This is a genomic window from Chryseobacterium sp. L12 (assembly GCF_056133985.1).
The window spans coordinates 1-20,159 of record NZ_JBVYOF010000014.1 but is presented as its reverse complement, the minus strand read 5'-3'; the positions used below and the strand labels follow the sequence as shown (position 1 = coordinate 20,159).

Here is a 20,159-nt window from a genome sequence, read left to right as displayed (position 1 = left end):
ACCACATTTTAAAAACCAATATTTACAACTTTTAAATTCACGCCCGAACATTAAAACTAAAATAATGCAGGGAGAAGACGATTTAAGAGGTCTTGCCAAAATAATGGCATTTATGCGGGCAGTAAGTATCCTTTTGGTACTGATGCACCTTTATTGGTTCTGCTACGGTTTCTTTTTGGAACGTGGCTGGACGCTGGAAATAATCAACAAAATCTTAGGCAATTTTGACCGAACAGCCGGTTTGTTTTCGCACAATTTATACACCAAAATTTTTGCTTTGGTACTGTTGGCATTAAGCTGTTTGGGAACAAAAGGCGTTAAAAATGAGAAGATAACTTGGTCTAAAATATATGTAGCTTTGTCGATTGGAATTATTTTGTTTTTTCTGAATTTTCCTTTGTTGAAACTACCTTTATTAACTGCCACATTTCTGTATATTTTTACCACTGCTTTAGGTTATATTGCTTTGATGGTAGCAGGAGTTTGGATGAGCCGTTTACTCCGTACCAATTTAATGGAAGATGTTTTCAACAATGAGAATGAGAGTTTTCAGCAGGAAACTAAATTGATGGAAAACGAGTATTCTGTCAATCTTCCTACAAAGTTTTATTATAAGGGCAAATGGAATAATGGCTGGATAAATATTGTCAATCCTTTCCGGGCGACTATTGTTTTGGGAACACCCGGTTCTGGAAAATCTTATGCGATTGTAAATAATTATATAAAGCAACAAATTGAAAAAGGGTTTTCAATGTACATCTACGATTTTAAATTTGATGACCTTTCTACCATTGCATACAATCATTTATTAAAACATCGGGATAAATACAAAGTTCAGCCAAAATTTTATGTGATAAATTTTGACGACCCACGAAAAAGCCACCGTTGCAATCCGCTCAATCCTGATTTTATGACGGATATTTCTGATGCCTACGAAGCTGCTTATACCATAATGCTAAACCTCAACCGAAGTTGGATACAGAAACAAGGCGATTTTTTTGTAGAAAGTCCGATAATTTTGTTAGCTGCCATTATTTGGTATTTGAAAATTTACGATGACGGAAAATATTGCACATTTCCGCACGCTATTGAATTGCTGAACAAAAAATATTCAGATGTTTTCACGATTTTAACTTCATATCCCGATTTGGAAAACTATTTATCTCCTTTTATGGATGCGTGGCAAGGTGGCGCACAAGACCAATTGCAAGGACAAATTGCATCGGCAAAAATCCCTTTATCAAGAATGATTTCTCCGCAGTTGTATTGGGTTATGACTGGCGATGATTTTTCTTTGGATATTAATAATCCTGAAGAACCTAAAATTTTATGTGTAGGTAATAATCCCGACCGACAGAATATTTATTCCGCAGCGTTGGGATTATACAATTCAAGGATTGTAAAGCTAATCAACAAAAAAGGGCAATTAAAAAGTTCGGTTATCATAGACGAATTGCCAACTATTTACTTTAGAGGATTGGATAATTTGATTGCAACTGCAAGAAGTAATAAAGTGGCTGTTTGTTTAGGTTTTCAAGATTTTTCACAATTGACGAGAGATTATGGCGACAAGGAAAGCAAGGTTATTCAGAATACGGTTGGTAATATTTTCAGCGGACAAGTGGTGGGAGAAACTGCAAAAAGCCTTTCGGAACGTTTCGGAAAGGTGTTGCAGAAAAGACAAAGTTTAACCATCAACCGAAGCGACAAATCAACTTCCATTTCTACGCAATTGGACAGTTTAATCCCAGCTTCAAAAATTTCAACTTTAACACAAGGGATGTTTGTTGGTGCAGTTTCGGATAACTTCGATGAGCGAATTGAACAGAAAATCTTTCACGCTGAAATTGTGGTGGACAATGAAAGTGTAGCATCAGAAACCAAAGCGTACCAAAAGATACCACAAATATTATCTTTCGTAAACCAGCAGGGCGAAGATGAAATGAAAAAACAGATTGAAGGGAATTACCGACAAATAAAGATGGACATTTTGAATATTGTAGAAAATGAATTGGAAAGAATTAAGAACGACCCAGATTTACAACATTTATTACAGCAGGCATAAAATGTTCTTACAACTACTTCAGTAAGCAGACAAATTTAAAAATGGTTGGTTAGGGAGTTATTATTAAATTTATTATGGTTCTTAAATTCTTTTTTTTGCTTTCTTTTGTTACCAACAAAACTTATTTGTATATCTTTGTCAAAATGTTGCGTAGATACACTGCCATATTATTCTTAATTGTTGCCCAAATAATGATTTTGGGGCACGGCATTGTATCGCACCATCACCACCTTGAAATTGTTAATGACGAACATCATAACGGCAAAAACAATGGCGAAACACCCTTAGAGATTGCATTTTCGGGTTTTATACACGCTGGTGAAAACATATCCTTTACAAATTCAAGCGAAACTAAAATTGTCATTTCCAAGGACGACGTAAAATCTATTAAGGCTCTGCCTATTCATTTTACTGCGCCCGTTGAATATATAGTTGACTATCAGAAAAATACTTTTCCACCAGATAGGCATATTATTTATCTACCACCGCTCCACGGAGCCTATTCCCTTCGGGGTCCCCCTTCATTCATTGTTGCTTAACTTTCAATCCTCGAAAGTTAAAATTTGACGTATGCCCATTTTTTCGGGCAAATTATTTATTTCTTACTATCAAATTTTTTAAACAATGAAAAAATCATTCATTATAGCGGCTTTTGCTGCCCTTACCTTAGTTGCCTGCAATACCAACGAGAAAAAATCTTCAGATAATACTGATCAAGTGACACCTGTGGAAACAGCAAATCAAGATAGCATTGATAAAGCACACGGGCATTCCCACGATCCTTCCGGTAATCATACTGCACCTGCTGCAAAAGCAGATAGTTCAACTGTAGCTCCTTTAAAGCAGGACAGTATTGATAAAGCACACGGACATAAGCATTAATTAATTTTTTAAGCAAAGTCTTATAATCATTGTAGCAAAGCCTGCGACTGTTTGGTATTGCGTACCCTTGTACGCAGTACTGCCAGGCTTTTATTGCCTAACTAAAAAATTAATTTCAAATGCAGTATGTAAAAATTGTTTTATCAATAGCCTTATTGCTATTGGTTTCAGGGTCGGCGTATGCTCACGGAGTAGATGAGGATACCCAAACTTTTTTAAGTGGAAATTCAGGCGTTGCTTTTGTACCGTTCCTGTATATAGGGGCAAAACATATGCTTACAGGTTACGACCACTTATTATTTCTTGTGGGCGTTATCTTTTTTCTTTATCGTCCAAAAGAAGTGCTTTTGTATGTGAGTTTTTTTACCATTGGTCATAGTATTACCCTTTTATTAGGTGTACTGGCAGATATGGCTATCAACGCTTACCTCATCGATGCTATTATAGCACTTTCAATCGTTTACAAAGGTTTTGATAATTTAGGTGGCTTTCAAAAATTCCTTGGTCGCCAGCCTAATACAAAAGCGGCTGTCTTAATCTTTGGACTTTTTCACGGTTTCGGTTTAGCCAGTAAATTACAGGAATTGAGTTTTGACCGAACAGGATTATTGACCAACCTGCTTGGTTTCAATATCGGTGTAGAGATAGGTCAATTCATCGCCTTAGCTCTTGTATTATTTGTTATCACCCTTTGGAGAAAATCACCGAGCTTTTTCAAATTCTCTACAGTTACCAATATGTTGCTTATGGCAGCGGGCTTTTTATTATTCGGCTACCAGTTAGTCGGTTATTTTAACTCTTAACAATTATCAAAATGTCAGAAATAGCACATAAAGTTTTAGATAAAAAATCTATCATAAAGCAGGTAATCATTGCTTTAATTATTGGAACCACCCTTCTCGTAAGTGCAGTATTACCAGCTGAATATGGTATAGACCCCTTAGGAATAGGAAAGGCAACCGGTTTCAGCAAGTTATATGTACCAGAAGGAAGTACAGAAAATCTAAGTTCAGAACCGCACAAGATATTGAAAATGGAAAATGTAGGTTCGCCGGCGGATGTGGCAAAGCCTGATGCCGCAAACAACCCTGCGCCTGCTACACAATTGGCAGAACGTACAGATGATGTAAGCGTAGTTATTCCTGCCGGTAAAGGATTGGAGTACAAAGTAAATATGTTGAAATACGGACAATTAAAATATGAGTGGATTACCGATAAAGGTGAACTGTACTTTGATTTTCACGGAGAGGTAAAAAACAACAGCAACTACTTTGAAAGCTACACCATTGCTTATTCAAACAATATGGCAGGTTCATTTCTTGCTCCGTTTGAAGGTCCGCAAGGATGGTATTTCAAAAACAATTCAAATGAGGACATTACTGTCAAAATCAAAATGAAAGGACAGTATCTCCTTAAACAATAACCATTCAAACAAGATTATGATATGTTAAACAACATCATTCATTTTTCAATAAAAAATAAGTTGGTAATAGGATTATTTACCCTGGCATTAATTTGCTGGGGTTCCTATTCCGTTACCAAACTTCCTATTGATGCAACGCCCGATATTACAGACAATCAGGTAATGGTAATCACAGTATCGCCCACATTGGCAGCGCAGGAAGTAGAACAGCTCGTAACCTTTCCGGTAGAGCAAACAATGGTAAGTATTCCCGGCATAAAAGATATGCGTTCTTTTTCTCGCTTTGGTCTTTCCATAGTTACAATTGTCTTTGAAGAAAAAGTAGACATTTATTGGGGAAGACAACAAGTTCAGGAGCGGTTGACCTTGGCTGCTAAAAACATACCCGAAGGTGTCGGTGTTCCTGAAATGGCACCGCTTACCACAGGTTTAGGCGAAATTTACCAATACGTCATCCATCCTAAAAAAGGATATGAAGACAAATACGATGCTACCGAATTAAGAACTATTCAGGATTGGATTATTAAAAGACAACTTTTAGGAACACCGGGAGTAGCAGAAGTAAGCGGGTTTGGCGGATTTGTAAAACAGTATGAAATAGCCATAGAGCCAGACAGGCTCGCCAGCCAAAACATCAATATATCCGATATTTTCACCGCTTTAGAAAAGAATAATCAAAACACTGGTGGTGCTTATATCGATAAAGGCCCAAATGCTTTCTTTATTCGAAGCGAAGGTTTGGTAAAGAATATTGAGGAAATTAAAAAAATCGTAGTTAAAAACGAAGGGGGCATTCCTGTTTTGTTAAGGGATGTGGCAGATGTCCGTTTCGGAAATGGGGCAAGATATGGGGCAGCAACAAGAAATGCGCAGGGAGAAACCGTTACCGGAATTGTGATGATGCTAAAAGGTGCCAACTCTTCTGAAGTAATTACCAATGTAAAAGCAAAGATTGAAGAAATTCAAAAAAGTTTGCCCGAAGGTGTAGAGATAGAGCCGTTTCTTGACAGGAAAAAATTAGTAGATGGCGCCATATCAACAGTATCAACCAACTTGGTAGAAGGTGCTTTAATTGTAATTTTTGTTTTGATACTTTTCCTTGGTAATCTGCGTGGCGGTCTTGTGGTAGCCTCGGTTATTCCATTGGCAATGCTGTTTGCCATAGCGATGATGAACCTTTTTGGCGTATCCGGAAACCTAATGAGCCTTGGTGCCATCGATTTTGGAATTATTGTCGACGGAACGGTAATCATTGTAGAAGCAGTACTACACCGAATAACAACCAGCAAAAACCGGTACGGCGGAGTAGAAAAACTTACACAAGAACAAATGGATGAAGAAGTGTTTCAGTCTTCAACCAAAATTCGTTCGGCAGCAGCATTTGGAGAAATCATCATTCTTATTGTTTACCTACCGTTACTGGCATTGGTAGGTGTAGAAGGCAAGATGTTTACACCAATGGCGCAAACCGTTTCATTTGCTATTATGGGCGCATTCCTATTGTCATTCACTTATGTTCCGATGATGTCTGCATTAGTCCTCAGCAAAAAGACCACGCACAAAGACAACTTTTCGGATAAAATGATGAGAGCCATTCAAAGAGTGTACAGCCCCATCATTGAAGGAGCAATGAAACGAAAGCTGTTGGTAATATCTATTGCCGTGGCAATGTTTGTTATAACCCTTTTTGCATTCAACAGAATGGGCGGAGAATTTATACCCCAATTAGATGAGGGTGACTTTGCAGTAGAAACAAGAGTTCCCGTGGGCAGTTCCATTAACCAGATGATAGATGTATCCCAAAAAGCGCAAGATATTTTACTGAAAAATTATCCCGAAGTAAAGCAGGTAGTGAATAAGATAGGTTCGGGAGAAATCCCTACAGACCCAATGCCGATTGAAGCCGGTGATATGGTCGTTGTTTTAAAACCTAAAAAAGAATGGACAAGCGCAGCAGATAGAGAAGAATTGATTGATAAAATGCAACAATCACTTGCTGTTATTCCCAATGCTACTTTCAGCTTTCAACAGCCTATACAAATGCGTTTTAATGAGTTGCTAACCGGAGCTAAGCAAGATGTTGTCTTGAAAATTTATGGAGAAGACCTGGATGTACTTTCAGATTTGGCTTCTGATGTAGGAAAGAAAATAAAATCCGTTGAAGGTGTAGAAGATTTGTATGTTGAAGAAATCACAGGATTGCCACAAATAAGCATCCAATTCGACAGAGATAAAATAGCACAATACGGTATGAACGTAGAAGATGTAAACAGTGCCATTGAAACAGGATTTGCGGGAAAAACTGCAGGCTTGCTGTACGAAGGAGAAAGAAGATTTGATGTAGTGGTAAGATTAGACAGCGCATCAAGAGCCGACATTACAGATGTACAAAACCTATTTGTAAGTACACCAACAGGACAGCAGATACCTTTAAGCGAAGTCGCCAATATTTCCTATAAACCGGGTCCTGTACAAATACAGAGAGATAATGCCAAAAGACGTATTACGCTTGGTTTCAATGTTCGTAACCGCGATGTAAAAAGCATTGTGAATGATATACAGGACATCGTTGCAGCCAAAGTAAAAATGCCGGCAGGTTATCATATTACTTACGGCGGACAGTTCAAAAATCTGGAAGAAGCCAATGCAAGACTTGCCGTAGCCTTACCGGTAGCGCTATTGCTTATTTTGCTATTGCTCTATTTTACATTCCGTTCTGTGAAGCAAGGTTTGCTGATTTTTACAGCTATTCCGCTTTCAGCTATAGGTGGTGTATTTGCATTGCTGATAAGAGATATGCCTTTTAGTATTTCTGCTGGTGTAGGATTTATTGCGCTATTTGGCGTAGCGGTATTGAACGGTATTGTACTCATTGCAGAATTTAACCGATTGGCAAAAGAAGGCGTTACCGATATTTATGAGCGAGTGCGCATTGGCACAAAAGTGAGGTTAAGACCCGTATTAATGACGGCAATGGTGGCATCATTAGGTTTTCTTCCGATGGCTATTTCTTCCTCATCAGGTGCAGAAGTACAACGTCCTTTAGCAACCGTGGTTATTGGCGGGCTGATAACTGCAACAGCGCTTACCTTACTGGTGCTTCCGGTGCTCTATATCTATTTTACAAAATCAACATTCAAAATGAAAAAGAATAAAACATTACCAACGGCAATATTGCTCTTAGGTTTTTTATGCTTTTCATCTACACTGAAAGCGCAGGTATCTTCTGGAACAAACACAAGAGTATTGACCTTACAGCAATCTATTGATGAAGCCGTAAAAAACAACAACAGCATAAGGATTGCCGAATACAACATCAATGTTCAAAAAGCTTTGAAAAAAGGAAGCGTAACCATTCCAAAAACTGAGCTTTCTTACACACAGGGCGTTGTAAGCAACCCAACCATTAATGATAATCTCATTAACGTGACCCAACGCTTTGACTTTCCTACACTGTACAGCAACCAGTCAAAACTGGCACAAGAAAAGATAATCAGCACAGAAAAATACAAAGCCGTTTCGGAAAATGAATTGATAGAAAATGTGAAGCTGGCGTATTTGCAATACCAGTATGTTCTGGAAAAAGGAAAACTCATTGCAGCGTTAGACAGTATTTACAGCAATCTGAGCAAAGCAAGTGATGCAAGATACAGAACGGGAGAAAGTACCAATCTTGAAAAAATGACCTCTTCCGTTCAGTTAAAACAAATTCAAAATGAACTTGAAAAAAACAATGCCGATGTGAAAATTGCCAAACAACAATTGCAAACTTTACTGAATACCACAGATGATATCAGCATTGCAGAAACCAACCTTACGGCTAAAGAATTACTATTAACTATCGAAAACTTTTCTGCAAATAACAATCCCATTATTGGATACCTGCAACAAGAAGTAAACGTAAGCCAGCAGGAAATACAGGTTGAAAAGAGTAAAATGTTGCCCGAAATTATTTTGGGTTATAGCGCTCAGACTTATAAAGGAATGCAGACCATCAATGGTATTGACAGGACTTATACCGGAAAAGACAGGTTTAGCTTTTTTCAAATTGGTATTGGCATTCCATTGTTTCCGGGAGGTTATAAATCAAAAATTAATGCAGCAAAAATTAACCGGGAAATTGCAGCAACACAGGTGGAGCTGAATAAAACCAACCTCAATGGTCAGTTAAAAGAATTGGAACAGCAATATGCCAAACTTCAGAATGAGCTGAATTATTATCAGCAACAAGCTCTGCCACAAGCCAATTTAATCATCAGCAATTCCGAAAAAAGTTTTAAAAGCGGTGAGGTTTCCTATGCCCAGCATTTGCAAAATTTAACGCTGGCAAATAACATTCGTACCGCTTACGTAGAAAGCCTGTACAATTTCAATAAGGCAATTATCGCCATTGAAACACTTTCCGGCAATAAATAATCATTAAAAAAATTAGAAAAATGAATAGTTCGTTCAAAAAATACATTCCCTTTTTACTAATCGTAGTAATTACGGTGTTATCCTGTAAAGACCAAAAAGAAACAGCTACAGAACAGGCAGTTACAGAGAACAAAACCGATACTGCATCCCAAGTAAAACAAATAACATTTACGCCAGACCAGTACAAATTATCGGATATACAAACGGGTACTATAGAACTGCGAAACCTAAGCAATATCATCAAACTAACGGGTGCAATTGAAGCCGAACCCAACAGTGTAGCCACCGTATCTGCACCTTTAGGCGGTTACATCAAATCAGCAGGTTTATTACCCGGGCAATTTGTAAAAAAAGGGCAACAATTAGCCACACTCGAAAACCCTGAATTTATTTCCATACAACAGGAGTATTTAGAAAGCATTGGCAGGTTAGAATACCTATCGCAGGAATACAAAAGACAACAGGATTTAAGAAATGAGGATATAAATGCAGCAAAAACCTACCAGCAGGTAAGTTCCGACTTCAAAGTAATGAAAGCCCGCATCTCAGGATTAGAGCAGCAAATGGCTTTGATTGGCATCAGTACTGCTTCTCTTAAAAGGAGCAATAAAATTTCGAGAACAGCGGGCATTTATGCACCCATATCAGGTTACATAAAAAACAGCAATACCAATATCGGAAAATACGCATCGCCTACCGATATCCTATTTGAAATTACAGGTACCAATGACCTACATCTTGCTTTAAATGCCTTTGAGAAAGATTTAGGCAAAATTCAGGTAGGGCAAACCGTTAGGTTTTCACTATCCAATGAAAATGATTACAAGCACACCGGAAAAGTATTTTTGGTTGGGCAGGCTGCAGACGATAAAAAGATGATACCCGTACATTGCCATTTTACTAAAGATGTAAAACTACTGCCGGGAATGTATGTAAAAGCGTGGGTAGAAACCGGAACAGATGAAAAAAATGCAGTGCCGAATGATGCACTTGTACAGTTAGAAGGAGTGGATTATATTATTGCGCAGACCAATGAAGGCAAAAACGGTTATACTTTTCAATTAATACAAGTTGCCAAAGGCATAGAACAAGAAGGTTACACGGGCATAGAATTACCATCAACAGCAAATCCTCAACAAATAAAAATAGTTACCAAAAATGCGTACACTATTTTATCAGCGATTAAAAATGCCGAAGAAGAGGAATAGTTAAGATTTGCCCCAAATAGAAGTTAAAATATGTCCCTATTTATATTACAAAACATTATCCACTATACGCTGCATTTTTTCTTTCCAGGGTTAGTTGCTTTTGTATTTTTTAAAAAGGAATGGAAAACGGTTTGGATAATTTTATTATCAACGATGCTTGTTGACATTGACCATCTGTTTGCCGAACCAATATTTGATCCAAACAGATGCAGTGTAGGATTTCACTTTCTGCATTCATATTACGCTATAGTGCTGTATGTTTTGTTGTTCCTATTTGGAAACAAAATAATAAGAATTATTGCCCTTGGTTTATTGCTGCATATGGTAGCCGATTTTCAGGACTGTTTGTGGTAGTGAACGATTAATAACAAAAATTTTAAGAAATGCTTTTAAACAAAAAAATATCTATTTCATACTTTGTTAAGCAAGTAAAATGGCAAATATTCTTTGTAGTTACCTTTGCTCTAACCATTGGTTTTCTGCATTTAACCCCTGTACTGGCAGATATTGCAATACCATTTAGCATATTGGCTCTTTTAGGAACTATTGTTTCTATTTTACTTGCCTTTAGAACCTCACAGTCTTATGAAAGATGGTGGGAGGCGAGGATTGTTTGGGGAGCTATCGTTAATGACTCTCGAATACTTACAAGGCAATTGAACCAATTTCTATCGACTAAAGAAAAAGAAGAAATTAAAATCTTTGCTCAACGGCAAATTGTATGGGTGTATGCTCTGGGCGAAACCTTGAGGAAAGTAGGATTTTCTTCAAAAGTCGAAGCGTATATTAATTTTCATAAAATTAGTGCTGTCAATATTCCAAACGCTATTCTTGATGAGCATTCTAAACAAATGGGTTTTTTAGCAGAACAAAGAAAAATTTCGGAGTTTCAGCAACTGCAACTAAACGAAACAATTACTAAGCTATGTGATAGTATGGGGAAATGTGAACGCATAAAAAACACGGTATTCCCAAGAGCGTACAGCCTGCTATTACATACATTAATCTACGTTTTTACCATCTTGGTGCCATTCGGATTAGAGCATTCGCAGTTTACTATACAAATTATACTGTCAATACTTATTCCTATAATGTTTATTGCCATAGAAAAAACCGCCATAATGATGCAAGACCCATTTGAGAATACACCTGTTGATACTCCGATGACATCGCTGGCTTTAACCATAGAAATCAATATCAAGCAAATGATTGGTGAAGACGAAATACCCCAAAAGAAAGACAATGAGCTTTATTTTGAAATGTAGTGGTACTTAAGTTTTTATTATCAAACCTGTGTATCTGTCGTACAGAAATCAAAATTAAATAGACAATGAATAAAATAATTAAACCAATTATAGAACCCTTCAAATCTCTGAGGAATGCTACTTTTGCAAAGCTATATTTCGCCCAAATCGCAAGCCTTTTGGGTGATGCTTTTACTTGGCTCGGTTTGGCTTTGCTTACCTACCAAATGAGCCCTAAAAACGCAGCGGCAATATTAGCATCAGCCCTTACTTTAAGGGTAACAGCCTATATTCTCTTTTCGCCTTTTGCAGGTGTTGTATCAGAAAGATTTCAACGAAAGCAGATACTGCTCGTTACACAGGTGGCAAGAATGACAATCGTATGTGCGTTACCATTCGTTAATGCCGAATGGCAATTATATGGGTTGATATTTGCCTTGAATGTATTTGCAGCATTTTTTACACCAACTTATAGGGCAATTATTCCACAGATAGTTGAAAAAGAAATTTACAGAGAAGCCAATGGTTTATCAATGGCAACATTTCAGTTATTGAGTGTTTTCGGACCCGCACTGGCAGGGATTTTCGCAGTATGGATGGGTGCTACACAAATATTTTTCATAAATGGTGCAACTCTTTTCGTTGCTATACTTATAATACTTACTATTCCCAAAGGAACATTGCAAAAAGGTGTAAATAATGAGAATACAGCATCTAAAAATACGTGGAATGAAGTATTAAAAGGCATTCGATTACTATTCGGTAACAAAATTGTTCGTTTCGCTTTAAGCATCGAGTTTATATCAGCTATTGCAGGAGCTATCATCTTAGTAAATACAATAGGTTTGGTTAAAAATTCCTTGAAATTGGATGACCAACATTACGGTTGGATAATGTCAATTTTTGGCGTGGGTGCAGCTATTACCGCATTCTTATTGGGAAGTTTAGACAAATCGAAAAGTAGAAGTGTATCCCTAATAAGCGGTGCAATGTTACTAGGTATAGCCATTAGTTTTGCTAATTTTTTACCATACAACGGAGTAATGTTTTTATGGGTTTTGGCAGGTATCGGTCAAACATTAGCAGATATGCCGTCCGAAACCCTAATCGGCGAAAATATTGAAGCCAAAGACCACGGCAAAGTATATGGTGCTCATTTCGCATTTTCCCATTTATGGTGGGCAATAGCCTATCCCATTGCAGGATTTTTAGGTACACAGTTTCCCGGTCGGGAGTTTTTGTATGGCGGTATTGCCACAATTATTTTAGCGATTGCAGCTATTCTGCTGATTAGAAAACCACAGGTAAAACAATAAAAATGGCTTAATGAAAATAATTAGGACATTTATTAATTAGCCCAGATATTAATCCCAAAAGATAAATATATGACTAAATTCTTCAATGAAACGTTGCATAAACTAGAAACTGAAATCACAGAAATTGAAGCGGAAAGCTGTTTTCAAAAAGTTGAAGCAATCATCAACCTTATTGTAAATTCTTTGTCCGAATTAAAGGAGTATGTCCTGAAAAATGAATTCCAAGATAAAGAGGAAGAAATCCGCTTTTTCAAATATCAGAAACCTGTAATTGTTGCCAAGCTTATTTTTTACAACGCCATCTATAAAATCGAAACCAAAAGACCCTACGGTGCAAAACTCATTAAAAAATACTTAAATATAGAATTAAGGAAATTGAAAAGATTTTTTGAAAGTAATCTTGAATTTTATAAATACTATCGAACCAACAATACCTACATTGATGAAAAAATTTTTGTACGTGGCAAATATGATATTAAGCTAAGTTTAGATACTTTTTATTTTCAGGCAGACCATACCTTTTCGACTTCTCACGATTATAAAGTTGCAAAAATTATTGCCAATGACCAGCTTCAAATTTACATCGAAAACCAACTTCATAAAGCAACAAACGAAGAAAAATCAACCGATTTGCCCACACTAAATTGGACTGCCAGTAAAACGGCGTTGATAGAACTAATTTATGCTTTGCATTCCCAAGCTGTTTTTGAAGGTGGAAACATAGATCTAAAAGTGATAGCCAAAACATTTGGACAAACTTTTAATATAGATTTAGGCGATTTTTACCACACTTACATCGAACTGAAAAGCCGCAAAATCAACCGTACAAAATTCCTTGATAACCTTAAAGAAAGTCTTCTGAAAAAAATGGACGAACAAGACGAAATGTAAACGGTTTGATATTTTTAAACACCTCTTGAAAGATGAATGCTTTTATTCTTTAAAGCACTTTCGGGATTGGCTGTTTTTAGCGTTTGTTTTTCAATTTTTTCTTTCTCTTCGCCTTTATTTTCGGGGTTTATTGATAATTGTATCTTCCGTTCAACCGAAGCCAATTCAGTTTTCAGTTCACTCAATCTGTCTTCTTTTGCCCAAGTCCCATTTATCACTTCCTGAAGCACAGGTAAATCTTTTTGTATTTCTACGATTTTCTTTTTCTCTTGGTCGATGTAGCTTGGTAATTTTTCCAATGCGTTTAGGAAATTCATTGCAGCCAGCTTTTCATCTTTAGCAATTAAACCGTTGTTGTAGGTATATTTAATGTTTCCTTCGCCCTGAACCAAAAATCGGTTTACCCGAATATCCAAACCTTCTTTTTCAGACATTTCGGTTTTTACCAACAACGTAAATCCGTACAAATTTCCAATCTCTTCGTACTGACCGCCAGTTCGGGATTTATCTGCAAGTTGATTGAGCTTGATGCCGATTTGTTTTATATCTGCATTAAGTGGTAAACCGTCTAACTGTACAGGATTTGCAATAGTTCCATCCGAATGTTTTTGAATGCGTTGTTTTAAATTTCCCCAATCGAGGTTCATTCTGTTGAAACGAGATTGTGCGCTTTCCAATAACACTGTATAATCTTGCAATTTGTATTTGGCACTAGATTTAGAACGGTTGAAAGCTTGTTTTTCGCTTTCCAAACCTGCAATTTGTTTTTCTAATTTGGCTTTATCCAACAGGTCTGTATTTCCTGAAAGTATCGCCACATATTCCGAAAAATTCATTCCCGATTTTTCATCCATACTTCCTTCGTCAATCGTTCGTTTGCCCAGGTTATTGTTTTTTAATTGGTCAATAAAAAGTTGTTTGTTGTAAAGCAGATTGAACTTATAACTATCCAATGATTTTTCTACTGCATAGATAATTACATCCACTTTGTTGTTGGCAAAGAACTTGGCGATTTCATTGCCTTTGCGAACAGCTCTGCCATCACGTTGAGCAAGGTCGCTTGGTCGCCACGGCGTATCAAGATGATGAACAGCAACGGCTCTTTTCTGCGCATTCACGCCTGTTCCAAGCATACTTGTAGAACCGAAAAGTACACGAATTTTGCCTTCGTTCATTCCTTTAATAAGTTCCTTACGTTGCTTATCATTTTTGGCTTCTTGTATAAAACGGATTTCGTGAGCAGATACACCGTGGTCTTCCACAAGTTTGCGTTTGATTTCAGAATACACATTCCATTCGCCAGGTTTATAAGTTCCCAAATCAGAAAAAACGAACTGCGTTCCTTTCTGTGCATTGTATTGGTTGTAATATTTAGCAATAGTTGCTGCACAATGCGAAGCCTTGCTATCGGGATGGTCTTCGTATTTCCCACTTACCATTCGCATATCCAACGACATTTTGCGGGCGTAGTCTGTAGCAATGAGCATTTTTGCTTTTTCTTCACTTTGCGACAACGGTGGTCTTCCCAGCAACTCGGCATTTCCTGTTTTTGCAAAATCCATTAATTTTTGAATAAATGCAGACTGGTCTGGAGTAGGCGGAATAGTATATAAAATCTCATTCTTATCCGGTCGGTCAATTCCTATATCTTTTGCCGTTCTGTAATCTGTAATTTCAGAATAGAATTGCGCCAATTCCGGCACTTTTATAAAATATCGAAAACGTTCTTTTGCAACAATATTATTGGCAACTGAAAATTCATAATCGGTCGTTTTTCTTGCGTAAATAGCTGCCCAAGCATCAAAAGAATGAATGCCCTGTTTTTCCATTGCTCTTGGTCGCAGGTATTTAAACAAAAGGTACAACTCCGTCAAAGAATTGCTGATAGTTGTTCCCGAAAGAAAAGTGGCTCCCATATCCGCATTGATGCGCTCCTGAATGGTGCGGATAGCAAAGAGCAGGTTCATTGCCTTTTGGCTTCCGTCCACATTTCCCAATCCTGCAACCCTTGAATGCCTTGTATTAAACATCAGATTTTTGAATTGATGGCTTTCGTCCACAAACAAATGGTCAATGCCCATCATCTTAAAATCAACCACATCATCTTTGCGATTATCAATATCGTGTTGCAGAGTTTTTAGTTTTACTTCAAGGTTTTCTTTTCGTTTGATTACTCCGGCAAGCATTCCTCTGGTAACTTCTTTGCCCTGCGATTGCAACGCATCGAGGTTTCGTTCTACGCTATCTAACTCAATTTGTAGAATTTCTTTTTGCATTTCGGACGATTGCGGTATCATCCCGAATTGGTCGTGCGTGAGGATGACGCAATCCCAATCGTTGTTTTTAATATCGCCAAAAATCCTCAGACGTTTTTGAGGTGTAAAATCTTCTTTGCCCGGAAACAGAATTTTAGCGTGAGGATAAGCAGTGCGGTAGGCTTCAGCAATTTCGTGAACATTACTTTTCAGCCCGATAATCATTGGTTTATGGGCTAATCCCAAACGTTTAATTTCCTGTGCTGCGGTACACATTACCAATGTTTTTCCTGCACCAACTTCGTGGTCGCAAATAGCACCGTTGTTCAGTTTTATCATCCAAACAGTGTCTTTTTGGCTCGAATATAAGTCTTCAATGCCTAAAGCCTTACGGTCTAATCCCGGAAAGTCCTGATGGCTTCCGTCATAATTTGGTCGAACGAAACAATTGAAAGTATCATTGTATTGGTCGGTCAGCCTGTTTTTAAACTCATCATTTTGGGCGTGAAGCCATTCCGAAAAAGCAGTACGGATTTCATCAATTTTGGTATTCGCCATTTGGATGGCTTCCATATCCCGTACTTTAACCTCTTGTCCCTCTACTGTAATTTTTTTAGTAATGTCGGGCGTGGTGTTAACGAGAGCGTGTTTTAGCAATGCAATTCCATCAAACGTTCTGCTTTCTGATTTGACGGCATATTTCTCCCATATATGCAAATTCCCTCGATTACATTTTACAGAATAATCATCAGAGCTTTCGGAATAATGGATAACTACATCTGTATCGAACAAGTGCGAAGCAAAACGAGCATAAATTCCTGTTGGCATCCAACGTTCACCGAGGTTAAAATCGAGTTCTTCAAACTCAATTCTTCTTGGTCGGGCTTCTTCCAAAACGGTAAGGCTTGCTTTAGCTTCGGTATCATCGGGATTGCGTTCGAGATACGATTTGACTTCTTGGGCTTTCTCCACTACGTTGCCAGCAATCCATCGTTCGGATATTTCATATTCCTTTTGTAATGGATTGTAGAAAATGCGACCGTGTAAGGCTTCTTTCAAAGCATCGTCAGCCATACCGCTGATTTCAGACATATAATTCAAATCCACGCTACCATATTTATTCAATGAAGCCGCTAAAGCTTCTTCGGGATTATCCGTTGCTATGGTTATGGTAGAAAAACTTACTGGACGGCTGAATATATCCGCTTTGTGCACCACACCGCCAACAACACGCTCCAAATAAGGAATTTCCTTACCGGAACTATCCGTTTTTATAAGTTTGATATTATCCGCACTATTGAGATTGCCATACTTTTTGATAAAAACATCGTATAATTGGTTAAGGTTTTCTCTTTCTCCTTTTTGTTCGGTATGAAATTTTGCCTCTTTATTGTAAAGTTCTTGGTAAACATCACGGACGGCAATGTATGCTTCGGCTCTTGCGTTCTGTAAAGTGGGCAATCGCAAAGGATGGAAAACTGCTTTACCATTTGAATTGTCTACATCTTGCAAATGACCGACCCAACCATTATCCACAACAAGGCAATCGTTTCGGTGGAATGATTGAAGTTCGCCGCTAAATATTACAGGTTCAGGAATATTTTCGGGAACTGCTGGTTGAGTAACTTGGTCATTTCCGTCTAAACTTGAAAACAGGTCACCAATAACTTCCTGTTTTTTGCTATAGTTTGATGTAATTACATTCTCAGAACTATTAGCAACAGAAGGTATATAAGATTGTTGCACACTACTGAATAGGTTGGCTTGGCGACCGTTGGTACGGCTGCTTTTTTTAGCGTTTTGCCTTTTGGTTGGTGTAGTCGTTTTAGGAGGAACAATTACCGTTACAGGTTCATTCACATTTTCAAATAAGTCGAAAATGCTTAACTGTTTTAATTCTTGAGCGCTTCCCTGAGTGATGACGGTTTCGATATTTGGAGAAGTTATTTTTGGCTCAATTGGAATTTGGATAATAGGTTCATTGTTGCGTTCGCCTCTGTACAAGCCTAAATTCAGGTGCTTGCCAAAATCTTCGGAAAGCATTTGTTTGAGGTCTTTGGCAATTCCATCAAATCCGTCCTTATGTGTATAAATGAGTGCTGGTTTTCCGTAAGGGTCGGTATCAAGTTTTTGGTTGGTATAAACAATTCTCGAGTTGTCTTGAAAGTAAGCGTTACCAATTGTATTAAATTCCGTTGGTTTGCTTTGACAAAAAAGTTCTTCAATTTCAGTAAGTTTCTCCTTTGCTGTATTTTTTTGAAGGATAATCAAATCACTGCCAACTTCAGTACCTGCATATTCGGTAAACAAATTGTTGGGCAATCTGACCACCGAAACCAAATTGTTATCCTCCATTAATGCCCTGCGAATAGGCTCATTCTTCGGGCTATTTAAAATCCCTTGAGAAGTAATGTAAACCAACAAACCGCCTTCACGAAGCATATCAGCACCTTTCAGAAAGAAGTAATTATGTATGCTTCGAGCTGCCTGTACTTTTGCGCTGTCTTTGTTGCGGGAATAGGAAAGGTCGAAAACGGAAGTATCTCCAAACGGTATGTTGCTGGCGATTACATCATAGCTGTTTTGTTCCTTTTCGGGAATTTCCTCAAAGCCACTTACACGGATATTGCTTTCGGGATAAAGCTGCTTTAAAATCTTGCCTGTGAGCAAATCCTTTTCATAGGCGGTAACACTGGCTTTTTGATTTTCCGAAAAGGATTGTACGAATGAGCCGATACCTGCGGAGGGGTCGAGAAATTTATCAATGTTCAGACCGCTATCACGCAAGGTTGTGGAAATAGTATCTATGACCTGTGGCGGTGTATAAAAAGCCGTCAGTACAGAGCTCTTCATACTGTCCACATACCTGTGGTATTGCTTTTCGTCTTCTGAATTTTCTTTGAGCAGTTGGTGGAGTTCCTGCGTAATCGGGAAAAGGTCGTGTTCTGTCTTTCTCCAATTGTTGATGTCTATTTCGTTTGCTATGGGGTTCAACACGAATTTAAGACCGCCAAATCCGCTATAACGCATCATTGACAGTCTTTCGCCTACAGTGGCTTGCCGTTTCTCCTTTTCCAGTTTAAAAGCAATTCGCAGGGCATCAATGTTCTGTTGGAGATGTTGCTTTTTACTGAAGCCCATTTTCCTCTATCCATATTGCGATGGTTCCGGTTATTTCGGTATAGAGCAGGTCAAACTCATAACCGTATGCGAAGTCATCGGTTAGTTCATAGCCGGAGAAAACAGGCTCACAAATGGGAAACATTTTAAGGGCGAACGGTCGCAGTTCCTCGTCTGCCATTAGGGTATCGAACTCATTGCATACGACTTGAAAAACCGTATCGAATTTGGAGAAGTGCAAGCCCTCAAAAAGAATGTAATTGGCTATTTCGTTGCATTGCTCAATGGCGTTTCCCGAACTAAAAGCACCCTCGTAGGCATTGGCAGCCCACGAAGAACGTTGCTCAATAAATTTTTGGTCGTTTGCCTTTTCGGGGAAGCTGGTGTTTAATAATTCTTGCAGTCGTAACCTGAAATACGATAAGTCTTTTTGCTGTGTATCCATACTATAATTTTTGTTTAGAATTTTGCTTGAAGCCTAAAATTATAGCAGTAGATAAGCCCCTTTGCAGAAGTGGCAGGGTTTGGCTTTGAGAGGTAGGGTTTTACCACTTAGTAAATTGAAATAGAAACTTGAAAAGAATTAAGATTTGAATATTTTTTCATAAACTACTTTTGTGTTTAAATTTATTATCGTAATATTGCGATGTAAAAATGTAAACTAATGGGACTTACCAAATCAGAAATATTTACAGACCAACAGAATAAGCTGGCTTCTCGATTTAAAGTTTTGGCACATCCTGCAAGGATTGCTATACTTCAATATATCATCAATCAAGATGTCTGCATCTGTAACGATTTGGTTGAGGAATTAGGGTTGGCACAGGCAACCATTTCACAACATCTAAAGGAATTAAAAAACATCGGTATCGTTCAGGGAACCATTGAGGGAAAATCTGTTTGCTATTGTATTGATGAAAAAGTATGGAATGAAATTCAAGAGGAATTTAATGCGTTTTTCAATCAGGAGGTAAAAGTAACCAAGTGCTGCTCATAGCATTTTTTTAATATTTAACATCGTTATATTGCAATATAACATTTATTGTACTACTTAAAATTCAGTTAATATGAAACTATCAAAAATCAAAGAAATCTTACCAGCATTAGAGAATGTTGAATTTCAATTAGAGAACGGAACATTTGTACCGGAACACTTCCACGTTACAGAAATAGGTGTTGTTACAAAACACTTCATTGATTGTGGTGGAACGATTAGAAATGAAAAAGTTGTCAATTTCCAATTATGGAATGCTGACGATTACGAACATAGATTGAAACCATGAAAACTATTAAATCTAATCAAACTGTCAGAAGAAAAATTGGGTATTGAAGAGATTTA

General features: G+C 37.7%; 14 protein-coding genes and 1 pseudogene. 13 read left to right on the top strand and 2 right to left on the bottom strand.

Going from position 1 to position 20,159, the window contains the following annotated elements; translation table 11 throughout:
* The first annotated feature begins 64 nt into the window (after window positions 1-64).
* The 11 genes from mobC (at window position 65) to AC0NBN_RS08815 (ending at window position 13,445) form a co-directional block, all read left to right on the top strand.
* The gene (gene mobC, locus AC0NBN_RS08865; protein ID WP_074229978.1) at window positions 65-2,065 is read left to right on the top strand and encodes a conjugal transfer protein MobC; all 2,001 of its coding nucleotides are present in this window, start codon (window positions 65-67) and stop codon (window positions 2,063-2,065) included.
* Window positions 2,066-2,208: 143 nt separating this feature from the next.
* Window positions 2,209-2,604, top strand: coding sequence for a hypothetical protein (locus AC0NBN_RS08860; protein ID WP_074229979.1), 396 nt, complete (start codon window positions 2,209-2,211; stop codon window positions 2,602-2,604).
* Between the two features lie 85 nt (window positions 2,605-2,689).
* Window positions 2,690-2,947 (top strand): hypothetical protein, encoded by a 258-nt coding sequence (locus AC0NBN_RS08855; protein WP_074229980.1) that lies wholly within the window; start codon window positions 2,690-2,692, stop codon window positions 2,945-2,947.
* Between the two features lie 119 nt (window positions 2,948-3,066).
* Window positions 3,067-3,750 (top strand): HupE/UreJ family protein, encoded by a 684-nt coding sequence (locus AC0NBN_RS08850; protein WP_074229981.1) that lies wholly within the window; start codon window positions 3,067-3,069, stop codon window positions 3,748-3,750.
* Window positions 3,751-3,761: 11 nt separating this feature from the next.
* Window positions 3,762-4,370, top strand: a complete 609-nt coding sequence (locus tag AC0NBN_RS08845; protein WP_074229982.1) for a hypothetical protein — start codon at window positions 3,762-3,764, stop codon at window positions 4,368-4,370.
* A 21-nt stretch (window positions 4,371-4,391) separates the two neighbouring features.
* Window positions 4,392-8,786, top strand: coding sequence for a CusA/CzcA family heavy metal efflux RND transporter (locus AC0NBN_RS08840; protein WP_078674559.1), 4,395 nt, complete (start codon window positions 4,392-4,394; stop codon window positions 8,784-8,786).
* Between the two features lie 20 nt (window positions 8,787-8,806).
* Entirely contained in the window at window positions 8,807-9,994 is a 1,188-nt protein-coding gene (locus tag AC0NBN_RS08835) for an efflux RND transporter periplasmic adaptor subunit (RefSeq protein WP_074229984.1), read from the top strand.
* 30 nt (window positions 9,995-10,024) lie between these two features.
* Complete coding sequence (locus AC0NBN_RS08830) at window positions 10,025-10,348, top strand: DUF6122 family protein (RefSeq protein WP_074229985.1); 324 nt, start codon at window positions 10,025-10,027, stop codon at window positions 10,346-10,348.
* A gap of 29 nt (window positions 10,349-10,377) precedes the next feature.
* Window positions 10,378-11,259 (top strand): bestrophin family protein, encoded by an 882-nt coding sequence (locus tag AC0NBN_RS08825; RefSeq protein WP_074229986.1) that lies wholly within the window; start codon window positions 10,378-10,380, stop codon window positions 11,257-11,259.
* Window positions 11,260-11,324: 65 nt separating this feature from the next.
* Complete coding sequence (locus AC0NBN_RS08820) at window positions 11,325-12,554, top strand: MFS transporter (RefSeq protein ID WP_074229987.1); 1,230 nt, start codon at window positions 11,325-11,327, stop codon at window positions 12,552-12,554.
* A gap of 69 nt (window positions 12,555-12,623) precedes the next feature.
* On the top strand, window positions 12,624-13,445 hold the full coding sequence (locus AC0NBN_RS08815) for an RteC domain-containing protein (RefSeq protein ID WP_074229988.1): 822 nt from the start codon (window positions 12,624-12,626) through the stop codon (window positions 13,443-13,445).
* Between the two features lie 14 nt (window positions 13,446-13,459).
* On the opposite strand, the gene AC0NBN_RS08810 is transcribed toward AC0NBN_RS08815, so the two are convergent.
* A complete protein-coding gene (locus AC0NBN_RS08810; RefSeq protein WP_160812374.1) occupies window positions 13,460-18,841 on the bottom strand; it encodes an N-6 DNA methylase in 5,382 nt (1,793 codons plus the stop codon).
* Window positions 18,828-19,265, bottom strand: a complete 438-nt coding sequence (locus AC0NBN_RS08805; protein ID WP_103913870.1) for a DUF1896 domain-containing protein — start codon at window positions 19,263-19,265, stop codon at window positions 18,828-18,830. Before AC0NBN_RS08805 ends, AC0NBN_RS08810 begins: the two co-directional genes overlap by 14 nt.
* Before the next feature lie 219 nt (window positions 19,266-19,484).
* Between AC0NBN_RS08805 and AC0NBN_RS08800 the strand changes: the two genes are divergently transcribed.
* Both AC0NBN_RS08800 and AC0NBN_RS08795 read left to right on the top strand, forming a co-directional pair.
* Entirely contained in the window at window positions 19,485-19,817 is a 333-nt protein-coding gene (locus AC0NBN_RS08800) for an ArsR/SmtB family transcription factor (RefSeq protein ID WP_103913871.1), read from the top strand.
* Between the two features lie 70 nt (window positions 19,818-19,887).
* Window positions 19,888-20,100 (top strand): annotated as a pseudogene (locus AC0NBN_RS08795) (DUF6428 family protein); the annotation flags it as partial.
* Window positions 20,101-20,159 lie beyond the last annotated feature (59 nt).